This is a genomic window from Allobosea sp. NPDC055353, from assembly GCF_053644975.1.
Genome location: NZ_JBSHMC010000001.1, coordinates 996,763 through 1,022,358, shown reverse-complemented (window position 1 = coordinate 1,022,358; position 25,596 = coordinate 996,763). Strand labels below are relative to the sequence as shown.

Annotated in this window: 25 protein-coding genes; 15 read left to right on the top strand and 10 right to left on the bottom strand. The window is 66.8% G+C overall.

From position 1 onward, the window contains the following. The first annotated feature begins 26 nt into the window (after positions 1–26). The 4 genes from thrC (at position 27) to ACWIEX_RS04620 (ending at position 6,402) form a co-directional block, all read left to right on the top strand. Entirely contained in the window at positions 27–1,442 is a 1,416-nt protein-coding gene (gene thrC / locus ACWIEX_RS04635; protein ID WP_454031946.1) for a threonine synthase, read from the top strand. 77 nt (positions 1,443–1,519) lie between these two features. Further along, positions 1,520–2,779 (top strand): M16 family metallopeptidase, encoded by a 1,260-nt coding sequence (locus ACWIEX_RS04630; RefSeq protein WP_454033461.1) that lies wholly within the window; start codon positions 1,520–1,522, stop codon positions 2,777–2,779. 6 nt (positions 2,780–2,785) lie between these two features. Further along, positions 2,786–3,385 (top strand): GNAT family N-acetyltransferase, encoded by a 600-nt coding sequence (locus ACWIEX_RS04625; protein ID WP_454031945.1) that lies wholly within the window; start codon positions 2,786–2,788, stop codon positions 3,383–3,385. Positions 3,386–3,531: 146 nt separating this feature from the next. Beyond that, the gene (locus tag ACWIEX_RS04620; protein ID WP_454033460.1) at positions 3,532–6,402 is read left to right on the top strand and encodes an EAL domain-containing protein; all 2,871 of its coding nucleotides are present in this window, start codon (positions 3,532–3,534) and stop codon (positions 6,400–6,402) included. 152 nt (positions 6,403–6,554) lie between these two features. Here the strand turns inward: ACWIEX_RS04620 and ACWIEX_RS04615 are convergent, their stop codons facing one another. Further along, positions 6,555–7,166 carry a YqgE/AlgH family protein gene (locus tag ACWIEX_RS04615; protein ID WP_454031944.1) on the bottom strand — a complete coding sequence of 204 codons (612 nt, stop codon included), beginning with the start codon at positions 7,164–7,166 and terminating at the stop codon, positions 6,555–6,557. Positions 7,167–7,426: 260 nt separating this feature from the next. Here ACWIEX_RS04615 and ACWIEX_RS04610 point away from each other — a divergent pair, with 260 nt between their 5' ends. Together ACWIEX_RS04610 and ACWIEX_RS04605 are read left to right on the top strand one after the other, a co-directional pair. Then, positions 7,427–8,290, top strand: coding sequence for a protein-disulfide reductase DsbD domain-containing protein (locus tag ACWIEX_RS04610; RefSeq protein WP_454031943.1), 864 nt, complete (start codon positions 7,427–7,429; stop codon positions 8,288–8,290). A gap of 53 nt (positions 8,291–8,343) precedes the next feature. After that, complete coding sequence (locus ACWIEX_RS04605; RefSeq protein ID WP_454031942.1) at positions 8,344–8,829, top strand: peroxiredoxin; 486 nt, start codon at positions 8,344–8,346, stop codon at positions 8,827–8,829. 353 nt (positions 8,830–9,182) lie between these two features. Here the strand turns inward: ACWIEX_RS04605 and ACWIEX_RS04600 are convergent, their stop codons facing one another. Then, complete coding sequence (locus ACWIEX_RS04600; protein ID WP_454031941.1) at positions 9,183–9,938, bottom strand: NYN domain-containing protein; 756 nt, start codon at positions 9,936–9,938, stop codon at positions 9,183–9,185. 248 nt (positions 9,939–10,186) lie between these two features. On the opposite strand from ACWIEX_RS04600, the gene ACWIEX_RS04595 reads away from it, so the two are divergent. After that, positions 10,187–10,417 carry a hypothetical protein gene (locus ACWIEX_RS04595; protein WP_454031940.1) on the top strand — a complete coding sequence of 77 codons (231 nt, stop codon included), beginning with the start codon at positions 10,187–10,189 and terminating at the stop codon, positions 10,415–10,417. 73 nt (positions 10,418–10,490) lie between these two features. Next, positions 10,491–10,940 (top strand): GNAT family N-acetyltransferase, encoded by a 450-nt coding sequence (locus ACWIEX_RS04590; protein ID WP_454031939.1) that lies wholly within the window; start codon positions 10,491–10,493, stop codon positions 10,938–10,940. Positions 10,941–10,943: 3 nt separating this feature from the next. On the opposite strand, the gene rnhA is transcribed toward ACWIEX_RS04590, so the two are convergent. From rnhA to ispH, 3 genes are read right to left on the bottom strand one after another with little or no spacing between them, the layout of a single operon-like run. Continuing rightward, on the bottom strand, positions 10,944–11,393 hold the full coding sequence (rnhA, locus tag ACWIEX_RS04585; protein ID WP_454031938.1) for a ribonuclease HI: 450 nt from the start codon (positions 11,391–11,393) through the stop codon (positions 10,944–10,946). Continuing rightward, positions 11,390–12,355, bottom strand: coding sequence for a homoserine kinase (locus ACWIEX_RS04580; RefSeq protein WP_454031937.1), 966 nt, complete (start codon positions 12,353–12,355; stop codon positions 11,390–11,392). The genes rnhA and ACWIEX_RS04580 overlap by 4 nt, the downstream gene beginning before the upstream one ends. A 21-nt stretch (positions 12,356–12,376) precedes the next feature. Then, positions 12,377–13,348 (bottom strand): 4-hydroxy-3-methylbut-2-enyl diphosphate reductase, encoded by a 972-nt coding sequence (ispH, locus tag ACWIEX_RS04575; RefSeq protein WP_454031936.1) that lies wholly within the window; start codon positions 13,346–13,348, stop codon positions 12,377–12,379. A gap of 389 nt (positions 13,349–13,737) precedes the next feature. Here ispH and ACWIEX_RS04570 point away from each other — a divergent pair, with 389 nt between their 5' ends. From ACWIEX_RS04570 to ACWIEX_RS04560, 3 genes are read left to right on the top strand one after another with little or no spacing between them, the layout of a single operon-like run. Further along, complete coding sequence (locus ACWIEX_RS04570) at positions 13,738–15,603, top strand: monovalent cation:proton antiporter-2 (CPA2) family protein (RefSeq protein ID WP_454031935.1); 1,866 nt, start codon at positions 13,738–13,740, stop codon at positions 15,601–15,603. Further along, positions 15,600–17,003, top strand: coding sequence for an MATE family efflux transporter (locus ACWIEX_RS04565; protein WP_454031934.1), 1,404 nt, complete (start codon positions 15,600–15,602; stop codon positions 17,001–17,003). Before ACWIEX_RS04570 ends, ACWIEX_RS04565 begins: the two co-directional genes overlap by 4 nt. Before the next feature lie 35 nt (positions 17,004–17,038). Then, positions 17,039–17,938: a DUF937 domain-containing protein gene (locus tag ACWIEX_RS04560; RefSeq protein WP_454031933.1), complete on the top strand. Its 900-nt coding sequence runs from the start codon at positions 17,039–17,041 to the stop codon at positions 17,936–17,938. An 86-nt stretch (positions 17,939–18,024) separates the two neighbouring features. Here the strand turns inward: ACWIEX_RS04560 and ACWIEX_RS04555 are convergent, their stop codons facing one another. Further along, a complete protein-coding gene (locus ACWIEX_RS04555) occupies positions 18,025–18,378 on the bottom strand; it encodes a DUF1127 domain-containing protein (RefSeq protein WP_454031932.1) in 354 nt (117 codons plus the stop codon). 186 nt (positions 18,379–18,564) lie between these two features. Here ACWIEX_RS04555 and ACWIEX_RS04550 point away from each other — a divergent pair, with 186 nt between their 5' ends. Next, positions 18,565–19,446 carry a LysR substrate-binding domain-containing protein gene (locus ACWIEX_RS04550; protein ID WP_061964910.1) on the top strand — a complete coding sequence of 294 codons (882 nt, stop codon included), beginning with the start codon at positions 18,565–18,567 and terminating at the stop codon, positions 19,444–19,446. Positions 19,447–19,450: 4 nt separating this feature from the next. On the opposite strand, the gene ACWIEX_RS04545 is transcribed toward ACWIEX_RS04550, so the two are convergent. The 3 genes from ACWIEX_RS04545 to ACWIEX_RS04535 form a co-directional block, all read right to left on the bottom strand. Then, a complete protein-coding gene (locus tag ACWIEX_RS04545) occupies positions 19,451–19,630 on the bottom strand; it encodes a Flp family type IVb pilin (protein WP_061964912.1) in 180 nt (59 codons plus the stop codon). A 96-nt stretch (positions 19,631–19,726) separates the two neighbouring features. Next, positions 19,727–21,106, bottom strand: a complete 1,380-nt coding sequence (locus ACWIEX_RS04540; RefSeq protein ID WP_454031931.1) for a glutamate--cysteine ligase — start codon at positions 21,104–21,106, stop codon at positions 19,727–19,729. Positions 21,107–21,272: 166 nt separating this feature from the next. Continuing rightward, positions 21,273–22,019: a 16S rRNA (uracil(1498)-N(3))-methyltransferase gene (locus ACWIEX_RS04535; RefSeq protein WP_454033459.1), complete on the bottom strand. Its 747-nt coding sequence runs from the start codon at positions 22,017–22,019 to the stop codon at positions 21,273–21,275. On the opposite strand from ACWIEX_RS04535, the gene ACWIEX_RS04530 reads away from it, so the two are divergent. Together ACWIEX_RS04530 and ubiA are read left to right on the top strand one after the other, a co-directional pair. Then, the gene (locus ACWIEX_RS04530) at positions 22,018–22,692 is read left to right on the top strand and encodes a hypothetical protein (RefSeq protein ID WP_454031930.1); all 675 of its coding nucleotides are present in this window, start codon (positions 22,018–22,020) and stop codon (positions 22,690–22,692) included. The two genes, ACWIEX_RS04535 and ACWIEX_RS04530, sit on opposite strands and share 2 nt — an antisense overlap. A 45-nt stretch (positions 22,693–22,737) precedes the next feature. Then, positions 22,738–23,712, top strand: a complete 975-nt coding sequence (gene ubiA, locus ACWIEX_RS04525) for a 4-hydroxybenzoate octaprenyltransferase (RefSeq protein WP_454031929.1) — start codon at positions 22,738–22,740, stop codon at positions 23,710–23,712. A gap of 213 nt (positions 23,713–23,925) precedes the next feature. Here ubiA and ACWIEX_RS04520 read toward each other — a convergent pair whose 3' ends face one another. Then, positions 23,926–24,447 carry a DUF6101 family protein gene (locus ACWIEX_RS04520; protein WP_454031928.1) on the bottom strand — a complete coding sequence of 174 codons (522 nt, stop codon included), beginning with the start codon at positions 24,445–24,447 and terminating at the stop codon, positions 23,926–23,928. A 249-nt stretch (positions 24,448–24,696) separates the two neighbouring features. Here ACWIEX_RS04520 and ACWIEX_RS04515 point away from each other — a divergent pair, with 249 nt between their 5' ends. Next, positions 24,697–25,524: a 3'(2'),5'-bisphosphate nucleotidase CysQ gene (locus ACWIEX_RS04515; protein ID WP_454031927.1), complete on the top strand. Its 828-nt coding sequence runs from the start codon at positions 24,697–24,699 to the stop codon at positions 25,522–25,524. The last annotated feature ends 72 nt before the right edge of the window (positions 25,525–25,596 follow it).

Sequence of the window (25,596 nt, the reverse complement as noted above, 5' to 3'; positions counted from 1 at the left end):
AGGCTGAGATCATCGAGGCCAAGACCGTGCTGCATGTTTCCACCCGGGGCGAAGCTCCGGCGCTCAGTTTTTCCGACGCATTGCTGACCGGGCTTGCCCGTGACGGCGGGCTTTATCTGCCGCAGAGCTGGCCGACGCTCTCCACCGCGGAGATCGCCGGTTTCGCCGGAAAACCCTACACGACTGTCGCCGAGCGCGTGCTCGGCGCGTTGAGCGACGGCGACATCGAGAGCACTGCGCTCTCCGGCATGATTCACCAGGCCTATGCCGGTTTCCGCCATCCGGCCGTCTGCCCGCTGACGCAGATCGGCGACAATCTCTTCGTGCTGGAGCTGTTCCACGGCCCGACGCTCGCCTTCAAGGACGTGGCGATGCAGTTGCTGGGGCGCCTGATGGACCATGTGCTCGGCCAGCGCGGCCAGCGCGCCACCATCGTCGGCGCGACCTCGGGCGATACCGGCGGCGCTGCCATCGACGCCTTCAAGGGGTTGAAGAGCGTCGACGTCTTCATCCTCTATCCGGAAGGCCGCGTCTCGGACGTGCAGCGCCGGCAGATGACCACGGTCGATGCGCCGAACGTCCATGCCATCGCGGTCGAGGGCACGTTCGACGACTGCCAGAATCTCGTGAAGGCGATGTTCAACCATCACGCCTTCCGCGACGAGATCGGCCTGTCCGGCGTCAATTCGATCAACTGGGCGCGCATCGCAGCGCAGGTGGTCTATTACTTCACGGCGGCCGTCTCGCTGGGCGGGCCGGGCCGGAAGGTCTCCTTCACCGTCCCGACCGGCAATTTCGGTGATATCCTCGCCGGCTGGGTCGCCAAGCAGATGGGCCTGCCGATCGAGCGGCTGGGCATCGCGACCAACAGCAACGACATCCTGGCGCGCACGCTCGAAACCGGCGCCTACGAGATGCGCGGCGTCCAGGCGACGACCTCGCCCTCGATGGATATCCAGATCTCCTCGAATTTCGAGCGCCTGCTGTTCGAGGCCCATGGCCGCGACGGCGCTGCCGTGCGCCGTTTGATGCAGTCGCTGCAGCAATCCGGCCGCTTCGAGATCGCGCCTGAGGCACTCCAGCGCATCCGCAGCGAGTTCGACGCGGCTTCGCAGAGCGAGGACGAGATCGCAGGCGAGATCAAGAAGAGCTGGAGCGAGGCCGGCTACCTGCTCGATCCGCATACCGCGATCGGTGTCGCCGCTGCGCGGCAGGCGCTGAAGCGCGATTCGGCGACACCGATGATCGTGCTCGGCACAGCCCATCCCGCCAAGTTCCCGGCGGCGGTGAAGGCGGCAAGCGGCATCGAACCGGCGCTTCCGGCCCATCTCGCCGACCTGATGGAGCGCAAGGAACGGATGACGCTGCTGCCGAACGATCTCGGCACGATCGAGGCCTTCGTGCGCGAGCATGCACGGGCCGTGCGCGGAGCGGCAGCGTGAGCGCGACGGTTCCTCACGAGACCACCGAGCTCGCCGCCCCCGCGCGACCGGAAGGCCAGCACGATCCCGATGTCGCGCTGACTGCCCTGCCCTCCGGCCTGCGCGTCGTTTCGCAGCGCATGGACCATGCCGCGACCGTCTCGCTCGGCATCTGGATCGGAGCCGGCTCGCGCGATGAAATGCCTGATGAGCATGGGCTTGCCCATCTGCTCGAGCATATGGCGTTCAAGGGCACGGCGCGCCGCAGCGCGCTCGCGATCGCCGAGGAGATCGAGAGCGTCGGCGGCGATCTCAATGCCGCGACCTCGGTCGAATATACCTGCTACACCGCCCGCGTGCTCGGCTCCGATCTCGGGCTGGCCGTCGACATTCTCGCCGACATCATCACCTCGCCGTCACTGACCGCGGAGGAATTGAAGCGCGAGAAAGGCGTGATCCTGCAGGAGATCTCGGCCGTGCAGGATACGCCGGACGATCTCGTCTATGATCGCTTCCTGCAGGCTGCCTTCCCGGACCAGCCGATCGGCCGGCCGATCCTCGGCACCGCCAAGACGGTCAAGGGTTTCACGCCCGACGCGATCCGCGCCTATCTCGCCCGCAACTACCATGCCGGCAACATGGTGCTCGCCGCCTCGGGCGCGGTCGACCATGACGAGCTCGTCGCGCTCGCCCGCCAGCACCTGTCGAATCTTCCAGCACCGCCGGCCGAGCCATTGACCCGCGAAACCGGCGAGTATCGCGGCGGCGAGGCCCGCATCGGCAGCGACGAGGAACAGGTCCATCTGGTGCTCGGCCTGCCTGGCCTGCCCTTCACCGGAGGCACACATTATCCGCTCCAGATCTTCGCCTCGGTGCTTGGCGGCGGCTTGTCGTCGCGCCTGTTCCAGGAGGTGCGCGAGCAGCGCGGCCTCGCCTATGCGATCGATGCCTTCCACTGGCCTTTTTCCGATTGCGGCGTCTTCGGCATCGGCGCCGGGACCGCGCCGGAGGATGCGGGCGAATTGATCGAAGTCGCCCTCGGCTGCCTTCGTCAGGCTGCCGAAGACGTCAGCGAGGTCGAGGTCGCCCGCGCCCGCGCCCAGATGAAGGTCGGTTTGCTGGCTTCGCTCGAGAGCCCCGGCGGCAAGCTCGAGCAGATGGCGCGGCAGGTTCTGCTCTTCGGCCGGGCGATTCCGCGCGAGGAGCTCGCCGCCCGGCTCGATGCCGTGACGCTTGAGGATGTGCGCGCCGCCGGCCGCTCGCTGTTGGGCCACCAGCCGACGATCGCGGCGGTCGGCCCGACTCAGGGCCTGCCCCCGGCCAAGCGCCTGCGCCACGCGGCCCGGGCTGCGGACTGAACCGCAATGGCGCTCTTCCGTTTCCCGAGCGAGCCGCCGAGCCGCCCGCTGATCCGGACGCCGAATCTCTATCTGCGCGCACCGCAAGCCGGCGACCATGCAGCCTGGAGCGCCCTGCGCATGGAAAGCCGGGAATTCCTGGCGCCGTGGGAACCGACCTGGAACGAGGACGACCTCACCCGCACCTCCTTCCGGCTGCGCGCCAAGCGCGCGGCCCGCGAAATCTCGACCGACGAGGCCTATTCGCTCTTCATCTTCGAGACGCATACGGAGACCCTGCTCGGCGGGCTGACCCTCGGGCTGGTCCGGCGCGGCGTCGCCCAGGCCTGTACGCTCGGCTACTGGATGGGGCGGCACCATGCCGGCAAGGGCCATATGACGGAGGCCGTGCGCGGTGCCGTGCGCTTCGCCTTCTCCGATCTCGCCCTGCACCGAGTCGAGGCGGCCTGCCTGCCGAACAACGAGCCGTCGCGGCGCCTGCTCGAACGGGTCGGTTTCCGGCATGAAGGGCTGGCGCGCGCCTATCTCAAGATCAACGGAAACTGGGCCGATCACCTGCTTTACGGCATGCTGTCCAGCGACGTGCTGCCCGGAAGCAGACCGTGACCGCGACGGTTGACCACAGGCCAGCTCCGCCTTGCCCTTGCCATGAGCGGCCGATAGGGCTTTTCGTTAAATTTCGAATGATCGCTTCCCGCCTGAGAATCGAGCACAGCTTGTCCATTTCCGAGCGCGTCTTCCGGGCCGGCCTCATGCTGGCCGGCCTTGTCCTGTGGTTCTGCGCCGCTGCCCTGCCGGCCCAGGCCGTCGAGGCGGTCCGCGTTCCCGTCGATGCCCCCGTGATCGACCTCACCCATGTCGTCGAGCGCAACAAGTCCGACGGCGACGTCATCCAGATTTCCACCGCGCCGGGGCCGGATGGCATCGTCAGGCGCATTGCCGTGAAGGCACGCGAAGCCGGCGCCCGGCCGGACTGGATCGTCTTCGCGCTGACCAACGATTCCGACGAGCAGATCGACCGCCTGCTGGTCGCGCCCTTCCACCGGCTGATCGGCTCCGGCGTGGTCTGGCCCGATCTCGGCGACAAGCGCATCGAGGCAGTGACCGCGAGCCAGGGTCTCTCGCCCGACCGCGAGCCCAGCCCCGATGCCGATGTCTTCCTGATCACGCTCGACCCCGGCACGACGGTCACCTTCGTCGCCGAGCTGAAATCGCCGAACCTGCCCCAGCTCTATCTCTACGAAGCCGAGGCCTATCGCCAGAAGACCAACGGGCTGACGCTCTACAAGGGCATCATCATCGGCATCGCCGGCCTGCTGGCGCTGTTCCTGACCATCATCTTCGTGGTCAAGGGCGCGGTGATCTTCCCGGCCGCCGCAGCGCTGGCCTGGGCGGTCCTGGCCTATGCCGGCCTCGATTTCGGCTTCTTCCAGCGCCTGTTTCCGCTCACGCCGGCGATCGAACGAATCTACCGCGCCGGCGCCGAGGTGGTGCTGGCGGCGACGCTGCTCGTCTTCCTCTTCGCCTATCTCAACCTGTCGCGCTGGCACGTGCGCTACGGCCATGTCACGGCAATCTGGATTCTCGGCCTTGCCGGGCTGATCGGTCTCGCCGTCTTCGACGCGCCGATGGCGTCCGGCATCGCGCGCATCTCGATCGCCGCTGTCGCGGCGATCGGCTTCATCCTCGTCGTGCATCTGGCGACGCATGGCTATGAGCGGGCGGTGATGCTGATCCCGACCTGGTTCCTGCTCGCCGTCTGGGTGACCGCCGCGAGCTTCACGGTGACCGGGCAGTTCCAGCGTGACCTCGTGGCGCCTGCCTTGTTGGGTGGCCTCGTCCTGATCGTGCTGCTGATCGGCTTCACCGTGATCCAGCATGCCTTTGCCGGCGGCGCGATCTCGCAGGGGCTGGTCTCGGATACGGAGCGCCGGGCGCTGGCCCTCTCCGGCTCCGGCGACCTCGTCTTCGACTGGGATGTCAGCTCCGACAAGGTCTTCGTCTCCCCACAGATCGAGGCATTGCTCGGCCTGCCCAAGGGCGCGCTCGAAGGCTCGGCCGCGCGCTGGCTGGAGCACATGCACGTCGCCGACCGCGACCGCTATCGCGTCACGCTCGATGCCGTGCTGGAGCAGCGCCGGGGCAAGCTCAACCTCGATCTGCGCCTGCGCGCCGCCAGCGGCGCCTATCACTGGGTCAACGTCAAGGCGCGCCCGGTGATCGGCTCTGACGGCGAGGTCATCCGCGTCATCGGGACGCTCACGGACGTCACCGAGCAGCGCACCGCGCAGGAGCGGCTGCTGCACGACGCGGTCCATGACAATCTGACCGGCCTGCCCAACCGCAAGCTGTTCCAGGACCGGCTGGGGGCGATCTTCGGCTTCACCCGCGCCGACGACAATATCCGCCCGACCGTGCTGGTCATCGATGTCGACCGCTTCAAGCAGGTGAACGAGTCGGTCGGCTTCTCGGCCGGCGATTCGATCCTGCTGACGCTGGCGCGCCGCCTCGGCCGCCTGCTGCGGGCGCAGGACACGCTCGCCCGCATCGGCGGCGACACCTTCGCGATGATCCTCGTCTCCGAGCGCGACCCCGAGCGCATCCTGGCGCTGGCCGAACTGGTGCGCCGCGCCGTCTCGACGCCGATCACCTATGCCGAGCGCGAGATCGTGCTGACGCCCTCGATCGGGCTTGCGCTGTTCGATCCGGCGCCGGCCTCGCGCAAGGAAGACGCGCTGAAGAACGCCGAGCTCGCCATGGCCCATGCCAAGCGCCAGGGCGGCAACAAGATCGAGGTCTTCGTGCCGGCGATGCGGACCGACCGCAACGACCGGCTCGCGCTGGAAAGCGACCTGCGCCGGGCGATCGAGCGCAACGAGATCCAGGTCGTTTACCAGCCGATCGTCCGGCTGGAGGACCGCACCATCGCCGGGTTCGAGGCGCTGGTGCGCTGGGACCATCCGCGCGAAGGCCGATTGATGCCGCAGGACTTCCTCGCCATCGCCGAGGAAACCGGGCTGATCGTCGATCTCGGCGTCTATGTCATGGACAAGACGGCGCGCGAGCTGGAGGCCTGGCAGGCGGCGCTGGAGGTCGATCCGCCGATCTTCGCCAGCGTCAACGTCTCCAGCCGGCAGTTGCTGCGCCATGACCTGCTGCATGACGTGAAGACCGTGCTCGGGCGCCGGCGCGTGCTGCCGGGCACGCTGAAGCTGGAGATCACCGAGAGCCTGGTGATGGAGAACCCGGAATATGCCGCGCAGATGCTGCAGCGCATCCGCGATCTCGGCGCCGGCCTCTCGCTCGACGATTTCGGCACGGGCTATTCCTCGCTGTCCTATCTGCAGCGCTTCCCGTTCGACACCATCAAGATCGACCAGAGCTTCGTGCGCCAGATGGGCAATGGCCGCCCGCCGGTGATCCTGCGCTCGATCGTGCAGCTCGCCGCCGATCTCCACATGGATGTCGTTGCCGAGGGCGCGGAGAGCGAGTCGGATGCGATCGAGCTCTACCAGCTCGGCTGCCAGTATGCGCAGGGCTACATCTTCGGCCAGCCGATGACAGCGGCGGAAGCGCGCCGGCTGATGGGTGCCACGGCTGCGGCGGCGACCGAAGCGGCTTGAGAATCCTTCTCCCCTCGGGGGAGAAGGTGTCAGCGCGCAGCGCTGACGGATGAGGGCAGCGCCACATCGCAGAAACAACGAAGGGCCGCTTGCGCGACCCTTCCCTCATCCGTCTGCTTCGCAGACACCTTCTCCCCCGAGGGGAGAAGGAATTACGCGTGCCCGGCCTCGCGCGACAGGAACGCCGGGTCGATGCCGATCTTGTTCAGCGCACGCTGATATTTCGTCTCGACGCCCTCGTCGAAGAGCAGCTCAGGGTCGGCAGCGCAATGCAGCCAGCCATTGGACTGGATTTCCGATTCGAGCTGGCCGGCGGCCCATCCGGCATAGCCCAGCGCCAGCACCGCATTCTCCGGCCCGTCGCCATTGGCGATGGCGCGCAGGATGTCCAGCGTCGCAGTCAGGCAGATGCCTTCGTCGATCGGCAGGGTCGCCGATTCCAGAAAGAAATCGGCGCTGTGCAGGACGAAGCCGCGCTTGGTCTCGACCGGTCCGCCACGCAGCACCTGCATGCGCTCGGCCCGGCTCGGCAGCCGGATCAGCTCTTCCGAGGGAATCACGTCGAGCTGGACGAGCAGCTCGGGGAATTTCGTGTCGCCCGCCGGCTTGTTGACGATGATGCCCATGGCCCCATCCTCGGAATGGGCGCAGACATAGACGACGCTGCAGCTGAAGCGTGTATCGGCCATGCCCGGCATCGCGATCAGGCATTGCCCATCGAGATAGCTGCGGCCGCCGACGCGCGATTGTGAGCCGATCTTCATGGTGAGCATGCTAGAGGCTGTCGGGGAGGGTCGGCAAGGCTTGGCTTGCAGCCGCGCGCTGTCGAAGGACGTACCGGCCGGAGGTTGCGGCGTGGATCACGTTCGCGTGCGCCTGTACCATCGCGACGGGCAGCGGCCGCGCTATCGCGATTGTGCCCCAATCCTGCGCAAGGTTCGGCGCGTGCCGCATCGGCACGGACCGGCGGAGGATGACAGGTTTTGTTCGCTTTTCAGGGCCGCAATCGGTAAAGGCTGGGCCCGTGAACCGCATTCTTCCCCTGCTCGCCCTGCTGCCCCTGGCGCTCGGCTCCGCTGCTCGCGCCCAGGAGGCGATGACCGAGGCCGCCACCTCGCCCTGGTCGGCGAGCGAGCACGCGAAGCTGCGTCTGATCGCCGGGCCGACCACCGCGACCGGCAAGCAGCGTGTCGGCGTCGAGATCGCGCTGTCGCCGGGCTACAAGACCTATTGGCGCAGCCCCGGGCAGTTCGGCGTGCCGCCGGCTTTCGACTGGTCGGGCTCGACCAATATCGGCGGGCTCGACGTGCGCTGGCCGGTGCCGGAGCGCTTCCAGGATTCGGCCGGCTATTCCATCGGCTATGCCGGCGAGGTCGTGATCCCGATCTCGGTCCAGCCGGTCGATCCGACGCGGCCGGTGCTGGTCGTGCTCAAGCTCGACTATGCCGTCTGCGAGAAGATCTGCATTCCCGCCAAGGGCGAGGCGAGCCTGTGGCTCGAGCCCGGCGTGACGATGGTGACCTCGCCACGCCTCGAAAGCTACGAGGCGCGCGTGCCGGTCCCGGCCAAGCCCGGAACCCACAAGGAAAAGATCGCGATCATCGAGGCCGGGCCCGATGACAGCGTGGTCGATCCGGGCCTACGGCTCGTGCTGCAACCGCCACCGGAAGGCCGCATCGAGGACGTTTTCGTCGAGGGATCGGGCATGTGGTCCTTCGGCAAATCCCGCCTGACGGCGCAGGCGGACGGCACGGTCGTCGCCCAGATCCGAATCGACGAGCGGCCGAAGGGCGCGTCCGGTCCGACCCCGCTGATCTTCACCGTGCGCGGCACGCCGCGGCCGATCGAGACGCGGCTGGAACTCGACATCCCCGCCGGCAAGCCCTAATCCGTGAGGCCGGGCGGCCCCTCTGGCCGCAGGCTTCACGGAGAGACAGGCTGATGACCATCAAGGTGGGTGACAAGCTTCCCCAGGCGACGTTCCGCGTCATGACCGCCGACGGCCCGGCCGCGCGCACGACCGACGACCTGTTCGCCGGCAAGAAGGTGGTGCTCTTCGCCGTGCCCGGCGCCTTCACCCCGACCTGCCATCGCAATCATCTGCCGGGCTATCTGGAGAAGGCGGCCGAGATCAAGGCGAAGGGCGTCGATGCCATCATGGTCACCAGCACCAACGACGTCTTCGTCATGGACGCCTGGTCGAAGGCCACCGGCGGCGCCGGCGTGATCGAGTTCCTCTCGGACGGCAATGCCGATTTCGCCAAGGAGATCGGCCTTTCGATGGACGGCTCGGGCTTCGGCCTCGGCACCCGCTCGCAGCGCTACTCGATGCTGGTCGAGGACGGCGTGGTGAAGGAGCTCAATGTCGAGGAAGCCGCCGGCAAGGCGGAAGCCTCCGGCGCCGCGGCGATGCTCGAGAAGCTCTGAGCCTTAAGGCACGGAAACAGATTGGAGCCCGCGCAGCCGCTGCGCGGGCTTTTTTGTTGGCTGGCCGGATAGGGTAAATGTCTGCAAAGGTCGGTAGCGGACGACCTACTGATTGTGGTCTGGCCGCCAAGTTCCGCTGATCGAACTCTTTTCAGCTGAATGCTTATGACATTCTGCCTCGCGAGCAGTCCGCATGGATGGAACAAGCAAGCAGAATGCAGCTGTAAGGTTTGGCTATGTAGAGCCCCAAAAGCGCTCCGGATTGAGGCCAACCGATGCCAGAGGTCAATCTCCTGTAAAATCGAGCTTCTCGCTTTCGCGCGCCCAGCGCTTTGGCGTTGGGCTGGCTTGAACTAGCGAGCTCGCTTCGCCTTTGGGGACTTCCCTGTCTCGCGCTGCTTGATACGCATTGGCCGATCTGCTGGGTGCTCGATCTCGAAAGCGTTCGTTTTACGAACTAGGTCACTAAGCTTACGGAAGCCGTAAGTGCGCGGATCGAAATCGGAAGCAAGATTGGCCAACCGATTGCCAACCATGCCAAGCGGCACCCAACCATCCTCGCTTTCCATCTGGTCGATGATTTTCCGGATAATTGGAACCGCGTCCGATGGTTGCTGGAGGGACCTAGAATTCGGAGCGGCTTCCTGATGATTAGATGGCGGGCTGACCAGCAGATTCTCTGTGTAGACAAATCGTCGGCAAGCCTGCCGAAAGCTCTCTGGAGTCTTTTGCTCGCCAAATCCGAAGACGTCGACGCCCTGTTCTCGAATGCGAGCAGCAAGCCTAGTGAAGTCGCTGTCGGAGGAAACCAAGCAGAAGCCGTCGAACCGACCGCTATGAAGTAAGTCCATCGCATCGATGACAAGCGTGATGTCAGAGGCGTTTTTGCCGGTTGTATAAGCAAATTGCTGCTGAGGAATGATGGCGTGCTTTGACAGCACATCTGCCCATGCCTTCGAGCGAGAGCTAGAGAAATCACCGTAAATTCGGCGGACGCTAGCCTCGCCGATCTCGGCGATTTCCTCGAACAGGCGGTCGACAATCTTCGCCGAGGCGTTGTCCGCGTCGATCAGAACGGCAAGGCGAGGCGATCGAGGGCCAATTGGCATGAGTTGCTCACGAGCAGCGGATGCGTAGCAAGGGTTCACCAAACGAGATTATAACCCAAATCTCATTGGTGCGATCACCCGTCCCCACAAGGCAAGCGTGCACCAGAATGCGCGCCGCTGCGTTCGCCCTCCACCAAGCTGAAATATCCGCAACGGGTCGGAAGCCGACCTAGCTTTTGACATTGCGAGGCGTGCGCTGCCTCTTAAACTGCTCCACGTCTCTGGCGTATGCGTATGGGGGAGAGGACATGCCGTTTCAAGGCTTTGTTGTCGAACCTGCGGAGCTGGCAAAATTGGCTGGCGCTTTCGACGCGGCCTGGATGGCGGTGAACAGCGTCAACACCGTCGGCGGCCAGCAGCAGAGGCGGGCGAGAGCCCGCCTGGCAGGCATCATTCTCGATCTCTGGAGGGAAGATCCCGCTCAGGCTTTGAGCGCCAGCGCTGTCGAGCGTTTCCTGGCATCAGACCAGATCAACTGATCGATCCGATCTGCGCTTGTCATGAGACAAGCTGCGAAACCACCGCTAGCTTCCGGGCCGGAGGAGAATACCGATGGCCGAGATCACCATTCGCCCGCTTGCCGCGACCGACCGGGAGGCCTGGACCCCGCTCTGGCATGGCTACCTGACCTTCTACAAGGCGACGCTGCCCACGGAGATCGACGCCATAACCTTCGGGCGCCTGACCGGTGGCCAGGAGCCGATGGGCGGCTTCCTCGCCTTCGAGGGCGACAAGCCGCTCGGCATGGTCAACTGGGTCATCCACCGCACGACCTGGAGCGAGAAGCCGATCTGCTATCTGCAGGACCTGTTCACCGTGCCGGAATCGCGCGGCACCGGCGTCGGCCGCAAGCTGATCGGGGCCGTGAACGAGATGGCGCGGGCGAAGAACTGCTACCGCGTCTACTGGCAGACGCATGAATCCAACCTGCAGGGGCAGGCGCTCTACGACAAGGTCGCCGACAAGTCGGGCTTCATCGTCTATCGCCAGCCGCTGGGCTGAGCCTCAACGACCGCCGCTCTTGAACGGCGCCATACCGGCGCGCGCCAGGGCATCGGCGCGCTCGTTCATCGCGTCGCCGGCATGGCCCTTGACCCATTTCCACTCGATCTTGTGACGGCCGAGCGCCGCCTCGAGGCGCTGCCAGAGCTCGGCGTTCTTGACCGGCTTGCGATCGGCCGTCTTCCAGCCGTTCTTCTTCCAGCCATGAATCCAGCCGGTGATGCCCTGGCGCAGATACTGGCTGTCGGTGTGGAGCGCGACCGTGACCGGGCGCTTCAGCGCCTCCAGCGCGGCGATCGCCGCCATCAGTTCCATGCGGTTATTGGTGGTCTGGGCCTCGCCGCCCGAAAGCTCCTTCTCGACGCCGTTGAAGGTCAGGATCGCGCCCCAGCCGCCGGGGCCGGGATTGCCGGAACACGCACCGTCCGTCCAGACTTCGACCGTGTCGCTCACCGCTTCAATCCATATTCGCGAGCGTCGGCGACGCGCTGGTGGAAGGCGAGCTTGCGGTCGTATTCGAGCGGGTCATGCGGCTTGACCAGCGCGCCTGCCGGCACGTTGAGCCAGTCGACCAGGCGCGTCAGCAGGAAGCGTAAGGCGCTGCCCCGGCAGAGCTGCGGCAGCGCCTCGACCTCCGCCTCATTCAGCCGACGGACCTCCTCGTAACCGGCGAGCAGCGCCTGGCCCTTGGTGAGGTTGAAGGAGGAATCCGCCTCGAAGCACCAGGAATTCAGGCAGATCGCGAGGTCATAGGCATAGGCGTCGGTGCAGGCGAAATAGAAATCGATCAGGCCGGAGAGCCGGTCGCCGATGAAGAAGACGTTGTTGGGGAAAAGATCGGCATGGATCACGCCGCGCGGCAGGTCTTGCGGCCAGCTTGCCTCATGCACGGCGATCTCGGCGGCGACACGCCGGGCAAGGCCGGGCGAGACCTTGTCGGCGTCAGGACCGGCCTGCTCGGCCAGCGGCCGCCAGCCCGGCACGGAGAGCGCGTTGACCCGCTCCATCGCGAAATCCGCGCCCGCCTTGTGCAGCAGCGCGAGCCCCCTGCCGAGTTCCTGGCAATGCGCGGCCGTCGGGCGGCGCACCGAGAGACCGTCGAGGAAGGTGACGATGGCAGCGGGGCGACCCGCAAGCCGGCCGAGCATCTCGCCGCGGCTGTCGCTAACCGGCTGCGGGCAGATCACCCCGCGCGCGGCGAGGTGCTGGATCAGCCCGAGGAAGAACGGCAGGTCGTCCGGATTCACTCGCTTCTCGTAGAGCGTGAGGATGAAGGACCCTTGCGTGGTGCGGATCAGGTAGTTCGAGTTCTCGACGCCCTCGGCGATGCCCTTGGCGGAGAGGAGTTCGCCGATGCCGTAGCGCGCCACGAAGGCGGCCATCTCGTCATCGGGCACTTCGGTATAGACGGCCACGATTGCACTCTTTTGCTGAGATTATTCCGCCGCGTCCGGCGTCGCCTCGCCGCGCAATTCGCGCGGCAGCGGGAAGAAGACGTTCTCGTCGGCGGTCGAGACGGTCTCGACGCGAACCTCGTAGCGCGCGGCAAAGGCGTCGATGATCTCCTCGACCAGCACTTCGGGGGCGCTGGCGCCCGCAGTGATGCCGAGGCTGCGGATCTGGCCGAAGACCGACCAGTCGATCTCGTCGGTGCGCAGCACCAGCCGCGCCACCGGGCAGCCGGCGCGCTCGGCGACCTCACGCAGGCGCTGCGAGTTCGAGGAATTGGGCGAGCCGACCACGATCAGACCATCGACCAGCGGGGCGACGCGCTTCACCGCCTCCTGCCGGTTGGTCGTGGCGTAGCAGATATCTTCCTTGTGCGGGGCGATCAGCTCCGGGAAGCGGGCCTGCAACGCTTCGACGATCCCGCGGGTATCGTCGACCGAGAGCGTGGTCTGGGTGACATAGGCGAGAGGCTGGCCCTCCGGCGCCTGAAGCGTCGCGACGTCCTCCAGCGTTTCGATCAGGGTGATCGCGCCCTCGGGGAGCTGGCCCATCGTGCCGATCACTTCCGGGTGGCCGGCATGGCCGACGAGCAGGATATGGCGGCCGCGCTTGTGATGGACCTCGGCCTCGCGATGAACCTTCGTCACCAGCGGACAGGTCGCGTCGATAGCGAAGAGATTGCGCGCCTTGGCCGCCGCCGGCACCGCCTTGGCGACGCCATGGGCCGAGAAGATCACCGGCCGCGTCTCGTCTGGCACCTCGTCGAGCTCGGCGACGAAGACGGCGCCTTTCCGCTTCAGGGATTCGACGACGTATTTGTTATGGACGATCTCGTGGCGGACATAGACCGGCGCGCCATGCAGCTTCAGCGCCTTCTCGACGGCGTCGATGGCGCGCACGACCCCGGCGCAGAAGCCGCGCGGGGCACAGAGCAGGATGTCGAGCGGCGGCTTGGTCACGCGCGAAAGGTTCTCCGATCAGTCCGCGTCTTCTTTCGGCGGGATCGGGGCGATGTCAAGGAAGCGAAGCGGCGCAGGCTGGACGCCTTTGTCATTCCGGGGCGCGCCACAGGCGCGAACCCGGAACCCACGACTGGGTGGAACATCAGGTGTTCGGTTGCGAGCCGCTCACCCAGTCGTGGGTTCCGGGTTCTTCGCTGCGCGAAGCCCCGGAATGACAAGGGCGGGGCAGATCAAGGGCGATCCATCAATCACCTGATCGCCCAAGGCTGGACCGCGATGCCGATTGCCCCTCGCAGGATCGTCATCGAAAGCCTAGATAGAGCGACGGACCGCCACGCCGAGCGTCGCGCCGGACCGAAAACCCGTTCCCGAGGACCGAGACCCGCATGGCCGACGCAGCCTCGCATGCCAGCTATCTCCCGCCGATCCTGACCTTCTGCGCGGGGGCGGTGATCGCCGTGCCCCTGTTCCGCAAGCTCGGCCAGTCGGCCGTGCTCGGCTATCTCGCGGCCGGCATCGTCATCGGCCCATCCATCCTCGGCGTGATCAAGGACCCTGACGCGATCCGCGGCACGGCCGAGATCGGCGTCGTGCTGCTGCTTTTCCTTGTCGGCCTCGAATTGCAGCCCTCGCGGCTCTACTCGATGCGCAAGGACATCCTCGGCTCCGGTCTGGCGCAAATGGCGCTCAGCGCCGGCGGCATCGGCCTGTTCGGCTGGTATTTCGGCCTGTCGGCCGCGGGGGCGGTCGCCGTCGGCGTGGCGCTCGCGCTCTCCGCGACTTCGATCGCGCTGCAACTGCTGGAGGAGCGCGGCGACGGCAACGAAACCTATGGCCGGCGCACCTTCTCGATCCTGCTCTTCCAGGACATGGCGATCGCACCGGTGCTGGCGCTGCTGCCGCTGCTCGCGACCACCGGCGGGCAGGAGACCGGCAGCCCGATGATGGCGCTGGCGAGCCTGGGCATCGCGCTCGTCGCCCTCGTCCTGATCGTGCTGGCCGGGCGCTACGTCATGAACCCGTTCTTCCGCATCCTCGCCCATACCGGCGCCAAGGACGTGATGACGGCCGCCGCGCTCTTGATCGTGCTGGGTTCGGCGCTGCTGATGGAGCATGTCGGGCTCTCGATGGCGATGGGCGCCTTCCTTGCCGGCGTGATGCTGGCCGACTCGCATTTCCGGCACGAGCTCGAAGCCGATATCGAGCCCTTCCGCGGCGTCCTGCTCGGCCTGTTCTTCATGGCGGTCGGCATGTCGCTCGACCTCAAGCTCGTCGCCGACAACTGGATGCTGCTGGCGCTCGCGGCGCCGCTGCTGGTGCTGTTCAAGATCGCGGTCGTCACCTCGATCCTGCGGCTGTCCTGCTCGTCCTGGCTCGAAGCCGTCCGGGCCGGCGCCCTGCTCTCGCCGGCCGGCGAATTCGCCTTCGTGCTGCTGCCGCTCGGCCTGGCAAACGGGCTGCTGACGCCTCAGCAATCGGCGATGGTCACCGCGCTCGCCGCGATCAGCATGCTGCTCGGCCCGGTCGTCGCCAAGCTGATCGATGCCGTGCTGCTGGCGCGCATCGCGCCCGCGACGATGGACGAGGACTATGACGGCGTCGGCGACAGCCCGGTGATGGTGATCGGCTTCGGCCGCTTCGGCCAGATCGTGACGCAGGCGCTGCTGCTCCAGCATATCGACGTGACCGTGATCGATTCCGACGTGGAGCGCATCCGCTCGGCGGCGCAGTTCGGCTTCAAGATCTATTACGGCGACGGCACCCGCCTCGACGTGCTGCGCGCGGCGGGCGCCGGCAAGGCCCGCGTCATCTGCATCTGCGTCGACGACAAGCAGGCCGCGCTCAGGATCGTCGAGATGGTCAAGGCCGAGTTCCCGAGCGTGCGGTTGCATGTGCGCGCCTATGACCGCATCCACGCCATCGAACTGATGAAGGCGAATGTCGATTTCCAGATGCGCGAGACCTTCGAATCGGCGCTCGGCTTCGGCCGCGTCACCCTGGAAACGCTGGGCCTGACCCGCGACGAGGCCGATCTGGTGATCGATCACGTCCGCGACCGTGACGCGCAGCGCATGGAGATCCAGTTCCACGAGGGGCTCGCTGCCGCGATCAACCGTGTGCCGCGCGTCTCGCCCGAGCCGCTGGTCACGCCCAAGGCCAAGTCGAAGCCGCTTACGCCTGAAACGCGGCAGGTCATTGAGGATGGTGGCGCCGAGGTCGCCGTCGGCGGCGTCGGGGAACCGGAACGATGAGCCAGGCTTCGGCCCGGCCACAGGCCGTCTTCCTCGAAGGCCCGCTGATGCGCCATGTCGCGGTGATGACCGCGACGAGCTCGGTCGGCCTGATGGCGGTCTTCGTCGTCGATCTGCTCTCGCTGCTCTACGTCTCCTGGCTTGGACGGCCGGAAGCGACGGCCGGCGTCGGCTTCGCCACCATCGTGCTCTACCTGATGATCTCGGTGAATGTCGGCCTGATGATCGCCGTCACCGCGCTGACCTCGCGCAGCATCGGCGCGGGCGACCGTGCGGCGGCACGGCGCATCGCGGGCTCGACCATGGCCCTGTCGGCGATGGTGGCTCTCGTCCTCTCGCTCGCGGCGCTGCCGCTGCTGCCCTGGCTGCTCAGCTTGCTCGGCGCGCGCGACCAGTCGCATGCGGTCGCCCTCTCCTTCCTCCATATCGTGCTGCCGTCGAACGCCCTGATGGCGATCGGCATGGGCTTCTCCGGCATCCTGCGCGCGGTCGGCGACGCCAGGCGGGCGATGTATGTGACGCTCGGCGGCGGCATCGTCACGGCGGGCCTCGATCCACTATTGATCTTCGGCTTCGGGCTCGGGCCGGACGGCGCCGCGATCGCGATCGTGCTGGCGCGGGTCATCATCTGCGCCATCGGCTTCCACGGCTGTGTGACCGTGCACGGCATGATCGAACGGCCGCGCCTCTCCTTCATCCGGCAGGACAGCGCCCGAACCTTCGCCATCGCCGGCCCCGCGATCCTGACCAATCTCTCGAACCCGATCGCCAACGCGGTCTTCGCCAGCGTCGTTGCCCGCTTCGGCGATGCGGCGGTGGCGGCGCTCGCGATCATGGACCGGCTCGTGCCGGTCGCCTTCGGCGTGCTGTTCGCGCTGTCGGGCGCGGTCGGGCCGATCCTCGGCCAGAACTGGGGCGCCGGGCGCTTCGACCGGATGCGCCGGGGCCTGACCGATGCGGCGATCTTCGCCGGGGCCTCCGTGCTCGTCTCCTGGGCGCTGCTCTTCGTCTTCCGCGGCGCCATCGTCTCCGCCTTCCATGCGACGGGATTGACGGCCGAGCTCGTGCTGTTCTTCTGCCTGATCGCCGGGCCGATGTGGATCTTCGTCGGCATGCTCTTCGTTGCCAACGCCGCCTTCAACAATCTCGGCATGCCCTTCCTGTCGACGCTGTTCAGCTGGGGCCGCGCCACGCTCGGCACGATGCCGCTTGCGTTCCTCGGCGCGCATCTCGCCGGGCCGAAGGGCGCGCTCGCGGGCTCCGCGCTGGGGGCCGTCGCCTTCGGCGTGCTGGCGCTGGTCTTCGCCTTTCGTGGGATCACAAGGCTGGAGCGCAAGGCCGCGGAGCGCCGCGCCGCAATCGATTTGCCAGGCAAGGACACCCTGCTATCGTCACCCTAGGCACGGCGCCAAAGGCCGGCCGGGGAGAAGCGTCCATGATGAACCTGTTCGAGATCATGCAATCGGCCCAGAGCGGCCAGGCGCTGCCGAACCTCGCCCAGCAATACGGCCTGAGCCTGCAGCAGACGCAGGCCGCACTCGACGCCCTGCTACCGGCCTTCTCGATGGGCCTGCAACGACAGACGCGCGACCCCTATGCCTTCGGCTCGCTCGCCCAGATGATGACCGCTTCGCCCTATGCGCGTTTCTTCGAGGCCGGCGGCTACGGCATCCCGGCCGGCGCCCAGAACGCCGGCAACGACGTGCTGAGCCAGCTCTTCGGCTCGCGCGAGGTCAGCCAGGCGATCGCGGCGCAGGCCGCCGCGACCAGCGGCGTCTCGCAGGCGATCCTCAAGCAGATGCTGCCGGTCATCGCCGCGATGCTGATGGGTGGCCTGTCCAAGACATCGAACAACGAAGGCCTGGGCGGCATCCTCGGTCAATTCGCCGAGATGATGCGCGGCCAGATGCCCGGCATGCAGCCGGCGCCGCAGCAACCGCAGATGCCGGGCAATCCGTTCGAGGCGATCCTCAAGGGCATGTTCGGCCAGGGCGGCGCCCAGCCGCAGAGCAACCCGCAAGCCGCCCCATCCGACCCGTTCGGCGGCGCGTTCGGCCAGATTCTCGGCGGCATGTTCGGCGGCGCAGCAGCGCCCCAGCCCGAACCTGCGCCCGCTCCCCCGCCCCGCAGCGCCCCCAGGCGCGCACCAACGCCAGAGCCCGAGCCCGAGCCCGATGAGGCCCCGCCATCATCTTCCGCTTCCGGACCGGGATCGATCGGCCTCGACGCGCTCAACCAGATGTTCGAGCATGGTCGCCAGATTCAGGACGACCACCAGAACGCGCTGAAATCGATCCTCGACGCCATGCTCGGCGGCGGACAGGGCCGTCGCTGAGACGGATGCCGCTCTTCCCACGTTAAAGACATAAAAAAGGGCGGAAGCACGAAGCTCCCGCCCGCAGGGACGCTGACGCCAAGGGGTCAGGCGCAGCGTGCAACCGCAATATCGGCCTTCTTCGCCAGCATCGGCGTGGAACCAGCATGGCGCAGGGCATGCTCGCGCCGTGCGGCGGCGAGATCCGACGACGTGCGCGAGCGCTCCGCCAGGACGGCGGACGGATCGTCCAGCCAGGATGCCGCCAGCGCGCCATCGATATCCGATCGAACGAGGCCGATATCCTTGAGTCCACGCTCGTCGAGCTCAGCGGACAGACGCATCACCTCACGGCGATGGGCGAGCGCACGCACGAGTTGAACAGCCCCGGCAAACCCGATGGTGGCAACACGCGTGACGCCGGCCGAAACGGTCGAGAGCGACTTCGCGGTGATGGTCATGAGCAGCATGACAGCCTCCTTGGCGGTGCGGAACGTTGATCTGAGTTTCTCCCCCTGCCCGGACGCGCCATTGACAGGGAACTTCGGAGAACACCCAGACCCTAGCGAAGCTCTGGTCATCAGCCAAACGAATGGTTATGATGTCTCGCAACACTGATATTGATGGACAGTGGACGGGGATCGCCAATGGCCCATGTGCTCGACGCCGATCAGCTCAAGACCTTCGTCGCCATCGCCGATACCGGCTCCTTCACCCGCGCCGCGGAGATCGTCTTCAAGACGCAATCGGCCGTTTCGATGCAGATGAAGCGGCTGGAGGAGCGGGTGGGACGGCCCCTGTTCGGCCGCGACGGGCGCCATGCCAAACTGACCGAGGATGGCGAGCGGCTGCTCGACTATGCCCGCCGGATCGTGCGCCTCAATCTCGAATGCGTCGCATCCTTCGCCGATGCCGACCTGAAGGGCCGCATCCGCCTCGGGGTTCCCGACGATTATGCCGACCGCTACCTGCCGGAAATCCTGGCGCGCTTCGCCCATTCCAATCCGCGGGCCGAGGTCACGGTGGTCTGCGAACCGACGCCGATGCTGGCGGAGCGGATCGCGACCGGCGATATCGACCTCGCGATCATCACCCATGTCGAAAGTCGCAGCCAGGGCGAGATCATCCGCATCGAGCCGCTGCTCTGGGTCACCTCGGCGCGCCACAGCGTGCATGAGGAGGATCCGCTGCCGCTGGCGCTGGGCCGGCCGACCTGCAACTGGCGCCAGGCTGCGGTCGATGCGCTGGAATCGAAGGGGCGCCGCTTCCGCGTGCTCTATGCGAGCTGGAACTCCACCGCGGTCGGCGCCGCCGTCCTGGCCGGACTTGCGATCTCGGTCTTGCCGGAGAGTGCGGTCAGGCCGGGCATGCGCATCCTCGGCCCGTCCGAAGGTTTCGCGACCTTGCCCTCATGCAAGATCGGGCTGCTGCGGACCCGCTTCGACCCGTCGGTTCTGTCGAACGCGCTGGCCGAGCACATCATCCAGAGCCTCGACAACCTGGCGAGCTTCAAGACGGCGGCCGAGTAGAGTCTCAGGGCACCTTGATCGCGTCGGCCGCTGCCAGCAGGAACGAGCTGATCTGGTTCCCGTAGAAGGTGGCCGACGTGATGATCGTGATCGAGACGAGGCCCGCGATAAGGCCGTACTCGATCACGGTCGCGCCGCGCGCGTCGCGAGCAAACTCGAGAAAGCTGGCCTTGATCCGCCCCATGCCGCTAGGTTAGCGGCGACCTTCATCCAACTCGTTAATTTCCGAGACAAAATCCACTCGAAACGGCAGTTTTCGAGCGGAAAATCTGGTCAGGCGTCAGAGCGCCATCTCGGTCAGCACGGGCTCGACCTTGCCGTGCCAGGCATTGCGGTAACGCTCTTCCAGAGCCTGCGCCAGGTTTCGGCGGCGCTCCAGAATCCCGTGCAGCGGCGCAAGGAAGCGGGTCTCGTCCTGACCGGCGGCATTCTTGAGCGCCCGCCGGGCCAGGCCGGCGCGCGACAGTTCCACGACCTCGGCGGCAATCTCGATGAGCTTGCGCCCGCCGATGTTCGCAGCCAGCCCTTCGCGCGGGACGGCATCGCGCAAAGCCTGCCGTTCCTCCGCGCTCCACCCCTTGACGAGGTCCCAGGCCGCATCGAGCGAGGTCGCATCATAGAGCAGGCCGACCCAGAAGGCCGGCATCGCGGTCAGCATGTCTGCCGGGCCGGCATCGGCACCACGCATCTCCAGAAAGCGCTTCAGTCGGACCTCGGGAAACAGCGTCGAGAGGTGGTTGGCCCAGTCGGACATGGTCGCCTTTTCGCCCGGCAACTGCGGCAGCCGGCCGGCCAGCAGGTCACGGAAGGAGGCACCGGCGACATCGTGATAGGTATCGTCGCGCTTGACGAAATACATCGGCACGTCGAGCGCCCAGTCGACATAGCCCTCATAGGACATGCCCTCGTCGAAGGCGAAGGCGAGCATGCCCGAGCGGGCATTGTCGGTATCGCGCCAGATCTCGGAACGCATCGACTGGAAGCCGTTGAGCTTGCCGTCGAGGAAGGGCGACGATGCGAAGAGAGCGGTGGAAAGCGGCTGGAGGGCCAGCGAGACCCGGAGTTTGCGGACCATGTCCGCCTCGCTGCCGAAGTCGAGATTGACCTGCACCGTGCAGGTCCGGAACATCATGTCGAGGCCCATCGTGCCGACCTTCGGCATGTAGTTCGCCATGATCTTGTAGCGCCCCTTCGGCATCACCGGCGTCTGCGCACGGGTCCAGAGCGGGGACGCGCCAAGGGCGGCGAAGCCGATATCGTGCGGAGCGGCCACGGCGTTGACGTCGGCAAGATGAGCCTGAAGCTCGGCCTCCGTCTCATGCAGCGTCACCAGCGGCGCGCCCGACAATTCGAACTGCCCGCCCGGCTCCAGCGAGATCGCCCCGCCGCCATCCGGTCCAGCCAGCCCGATGATATGGCCGGCATCGACGATCGGCTCCCAGCCGAGCCGCTGCTGCATGCCTTCCAGAAGAGCCCGGATGCCGCCTGCGCCGGCGCGGCCTTCATAGGGAACAGGCGCGAGATCGCTGCGGTAGAACGGGAATTTCTCGTGCTCGGTGCCGATTCGGAAGGATGAATCCGGTTTCTCGCCGGCGGCGATCCACGCAATCAGTTCGGCCTTGGAACCGATCGGGGTCGAATCGGACACGTCGCGAGCCATGGGCGCTCCGGCAGATGGGCAAACAGCCAGCCCCGCGCCGAAGGCGCGGTCGAAGCCGGCAGAGGATGGACAGACATAAGCGAGCGCCGGGCGCTCGACAACGACCGGAACCGTGCATTCGCGCAAAGGCGCCCGGCGCTGGCGGCAGGTCTCGACACCCTCCCGATCAGGCTCGCGGCCAGTCGCCGAGGACAGCCTGCACCAGCGCAAGCGCTGCCACCGCGGCCGTGTCCGCCCTCAGGATGCGCGGGCCGAGCGAGATCGGCAGCGTGTTGGGCCGCGCCCGGATCAATTGCCGCTCGGCCTCGTCGAAGCCGCCTTCGGGGCCGATCAGGACGGCGAGCGGCGCGGGTTCATGCGCCGCCAGCGCCGCCACCGGGCTCGCCTGCGCCATGCCCTCGTCGCAGAAGATCAGCAATCGCTCCGGTGCCAGGCTTGAGAGCGCCGCGTCGAGCGGACGCTCCGGTTCGATCCCGGGCAGGCTCAGGATACCGCATTGCTCGGCCGCCTCGACGGCGTTGGCGCGCAGGCGATCGAGATTGAGCCGCGAAACCTGGGTGCGGCGGGTCAGGACGGGCTGGAGCAGGCCTGCTCCCATCTCGACCGCCTTCTGCGCCATGTAATCCAGGCGCGCATGCTTCAGCGGCGCGAACAGGTAATGCAGGTCGGCGGCGGGCGGCTGCGGCCTCGTCTGTCTGACCAGCTCGAGGCTCGCCTGCTTGCGCCCTTCCGGCACGAGGCGCGCCAGCCATTCGCCGTCACGCCCGTTGAAGACGAGCACCGAGCCATCGACCCGCAATCGCAGGACGTTGAGGAGATAATTCGCCTGCTCGCGATCGAGCGGCAGAATCGCCGCCGGTGCGAAGGAATTGTCGATGAAAAGCCGGTGCCGGGCGAAATCGGGAACGGGCATGGGCACGGGCGGCTCCGGGAAACGGTGGATTCATCGAGAGCGACGTAAAAAACGCCACAATCAGCTTGTAACAGGCAGCGCTTCCCACAAGGCCACCATAGACTCGCAAGAGTCGTTGGCGTTAACAGCGCCTGCTGTTAAGGACGTATTTAACGATCGGCCGGGCGGGCCGGCAATCCGGAGTAAGGACACCATGCGGCGTTGGATGGCTTCAGGCGTTATCGCGGTGCTCGGCGTTGCCGTGGCTCCGTTGCTGTCGGCTGCTCCCGCAAGCGCGCAGGTCTCCGGCTGCGAACAGATCCAGAAGCTGCTCGGCGAGCGCCAGTCGATCGTCGCCAAGCTCTCGGCCTCCCAGAAGGCCAAAAAGAAGATGACGCCGCAGGAAGCCTGCAGCGCCTTCGGCCGCCTCGCCAACAACGGCGACGCCGCAATCAAGTTCGCCACAGCCAACCAGGACTGGTGCCAGATTCCGGCATCCTTCATCGAAGGCATGCAGACCGACAACAAGAAGGTTTCCGGCTTCCGCGCGCAGGCCTGCAACGCCGTGAAGCAGCAGGCCGCGATGCAGCGCCGCGCCCAACAGCAGGCGCAGAGCGCCAACCCCTTCGGCGGCGCCGATTCCGTCACCAGCGGCGCCGGCGGCGGGATGCGCGTGCCGCAGGGCGCGCTCTGACCGGCGCCCCTCGGCGCCATGCCCGACCCGGCTCCCCTCGGAACCATGCCCGCGCGTGACGCGCGCCTTCCCCACGCGCTCCCGCCCGACGCGCCCCTGCCCGATGCGCTGACCGGGCATTGGGTCGATACGCGGGCGCCTCTCGCCACCCGACCGTTCCTGAAGCTCGCCCGCATCGAGCGGCCGATCGGCTGGTGGCTGCTGCTGATGCCCTGCTGGTGGGCGGCGGGACTTGCCGCCATCGCCGCCGGCCAGCCCTATCCCAATCCCTGGCACTGCCTGCTCTTCTTCGTCGGCGCCGTGCTGATGCGCGGGGCTGGCTGCACCTTCAACGACATCATCGACCGCAAGCTCGACGCCGAGGTGGCGCGTACCCGCGGGCGCCCGCTCCCGTCAGGACAGGTGACGGCGAAGGCCGCCGCGCTGTTCATGATCGCGCAGGCGCTCGGCGGCCTCGTCGTGCTCCTGCAGTTCAACCGCTTTACGATCATCCTCGGCATCGCCTCGCTGGCGATCGTTGCGATCTATCCGTTCATGAAGCGGATCACGAACATGCCGCAGTTCGTGCTCGGCCTCGCCTTCTCGTGGGGCGGGCTGATGGGGTGGAGCGCCGTCTTCGGCCGGCTCGATGCGCCGGCCTACCTGATCTACGCGGCCTCGATCGCCTGGACCGTCGGCTACGACACGATCTACGCGATGCAGGATCTCGAGGATGACGTCATCGCCGGCATCCGGTCGAGCGCGCGCTATTTCGGCGATCACACGCGCGAGGCGGTGGCGCTGTGCTTCGCGCTGGCGGCTCTGCTCACGGGCATCGCGATCTGGCTGGTCGGCGGCGGCCCCGTCGCCTGGCTCGGCTTCGCTGCTTTCGTTATTCACCTCGGCCGGCAGGTGACGCGCATCAACGGTGCGAGCGCGCCCGAAGCCCTCAGGATATTCCGGTCGAACCGCGATGCCGGGCTGCTGCTGGCAGCCGGGCTCGCGCTCGATGCGATGAGCCGGGGCTGGTTCCTAAGTTAAGCTTGCGAAACCGGCCGGATCGCTTCCAGTCGCACGACCTTTGTCATTCCGGGGCTTCGCGTAGCGAAGAACCCGGAACCCACGATCAAGCAAGCGGCGAGCAAATGGGCATCGAATCTCTCACCCGGTCGTGGGTTCCGGCTTCACCCCTGCGGCGTGCCCCGGAATGACAACCGCGGAGTTCAAAGCCGGCGTTTCAATTTTTGGCTGAACCTAGTCCGTCATCCGGTCGCCGTTGACGATCACCGGCAATTCAGCGAGGCGGCCGGTCTTGCGGCGCGTGAGGAAACGCGGGCGGCGACCGTTGAGCAGGCCGTGGCGGCGGCGGATACGCACCGCGCCAAGCGCCACGCGGCCGAGCTGCGGATAAGGCTCGCTGACCACGCCATCGGCGGCTTCGAGCAGCAGCGGCAAGCCGCTGGTCCGGCCGAAATCACGCCAGAGCGCGACCGCATCCTCCTGATCGGCCGAAGCGACCACGATGGAACGCCCGTCGCCGGCGGTCAGGGCCAGTTCGAAACGCTCGTCGTCACCGGCCGGATTGGCCAGGCGCAGCGCGACGCCGCGCCAGTTGGCGCTGCCGCGCAGGATCCGCACGGAACCGATGCGCTCGATCGCCGGAGCGACCGGACGGTCCGGCATCGGGTTGCGGGAAACGATCGCTGTGGTGGTCGGGCCGCCGGAGAAAACGGGCACAAAACCGCTCTCTCCGGCGGCCGGCGTGACGCTGGCCATCGGTTATAACGCCTCTCTTTAATCCCTGCTGCAACGGAGCCCTCTGTCGATGCCGGGGCTCTCGTGCTTGCCCTGCGAGGATGGCCGCCAGCCGTGTCCGAGCGCTTAAGGGGTTGGGTTAAAGGAAGGTGTTTTCGCCCTGATCCGCCCCCAAACCGGGGGTTTCCTGCCGGATGCTTGACGGAATCTTTCGATCCTTGGCCGCATTTTCGGCTTGAAACAGCGACTATCGCGGCCGATAGGAATGCCATGAACGCAACCACGCTACCGATCGCGGCCGAGCTGCTGAAGGCCGTCGGCGAAAGCTGCCTGGAAGCCGGCACGATCGCCCTCGACCTGTTCCGGCCCGGCGCGGCAACCGCGGCGCGGACCTGGGCGAAAAGCGGCGGCTCGCCCGTCACCGAAGCCGATATCGGCGTCGACACTTTCCTGCGCATCCGACTTTCGGAATTGCTGCCGGAAGCGGCATGGCTCTCCGAGGAGACGGTCGACGACGCCCAACGGCTCTCGCACCGCTATGTCTGGGTCGTCGATCCGATCGACGGCACGCGCGCTTTCATGCAGGGCTCGCCGGACTGGGCCGTCTGCGTCGCACTTCTCGACCAGGGTGCGCCGATCCTCGGCATCGTCCATGCGCCGGCCTGCCAGGCGACCTATCGTGCGCTCGCCGGCGGCGGCGCGACGCTCAACGGCGAAACCATTCGCGCCTCATCCGCGCAAAGCCTGACCGGCGCGCGCATCGCCGGCCCCAAGCCGATGCTCGATGCGCTTGCCCAGTTCGAAAGCTTCCAGGCCGTTGCCCGGATTCCATCGCTGGCGCTGCGCCTGACGCGCATCGCCGATGGCACGATCGATGCCGGGCTGATCTCCCCCGATGCCCGCGATTGGGATCTGGCGGCGGCCGATCTCGTGCTGAGCGAGGCTGGTGGGCGGCTGACCGATGGCGAGGCCGGGCCCGTCATCTATAACCGCGAGATTCCTGTCCATGGCATGCTCGTTGCGAGCAACGGCAAGCTCGCCTCGCCCCTGCAGACCGCGATCGAGCGCCTGCGCGACGGACGGACGCAGCCGGCCTGACGATTTTTTTCAACGCTTCCGGCGCGGTCCGCTCGCATGGACGACCGGGATGGCTTATGGGGGCGCCACGGC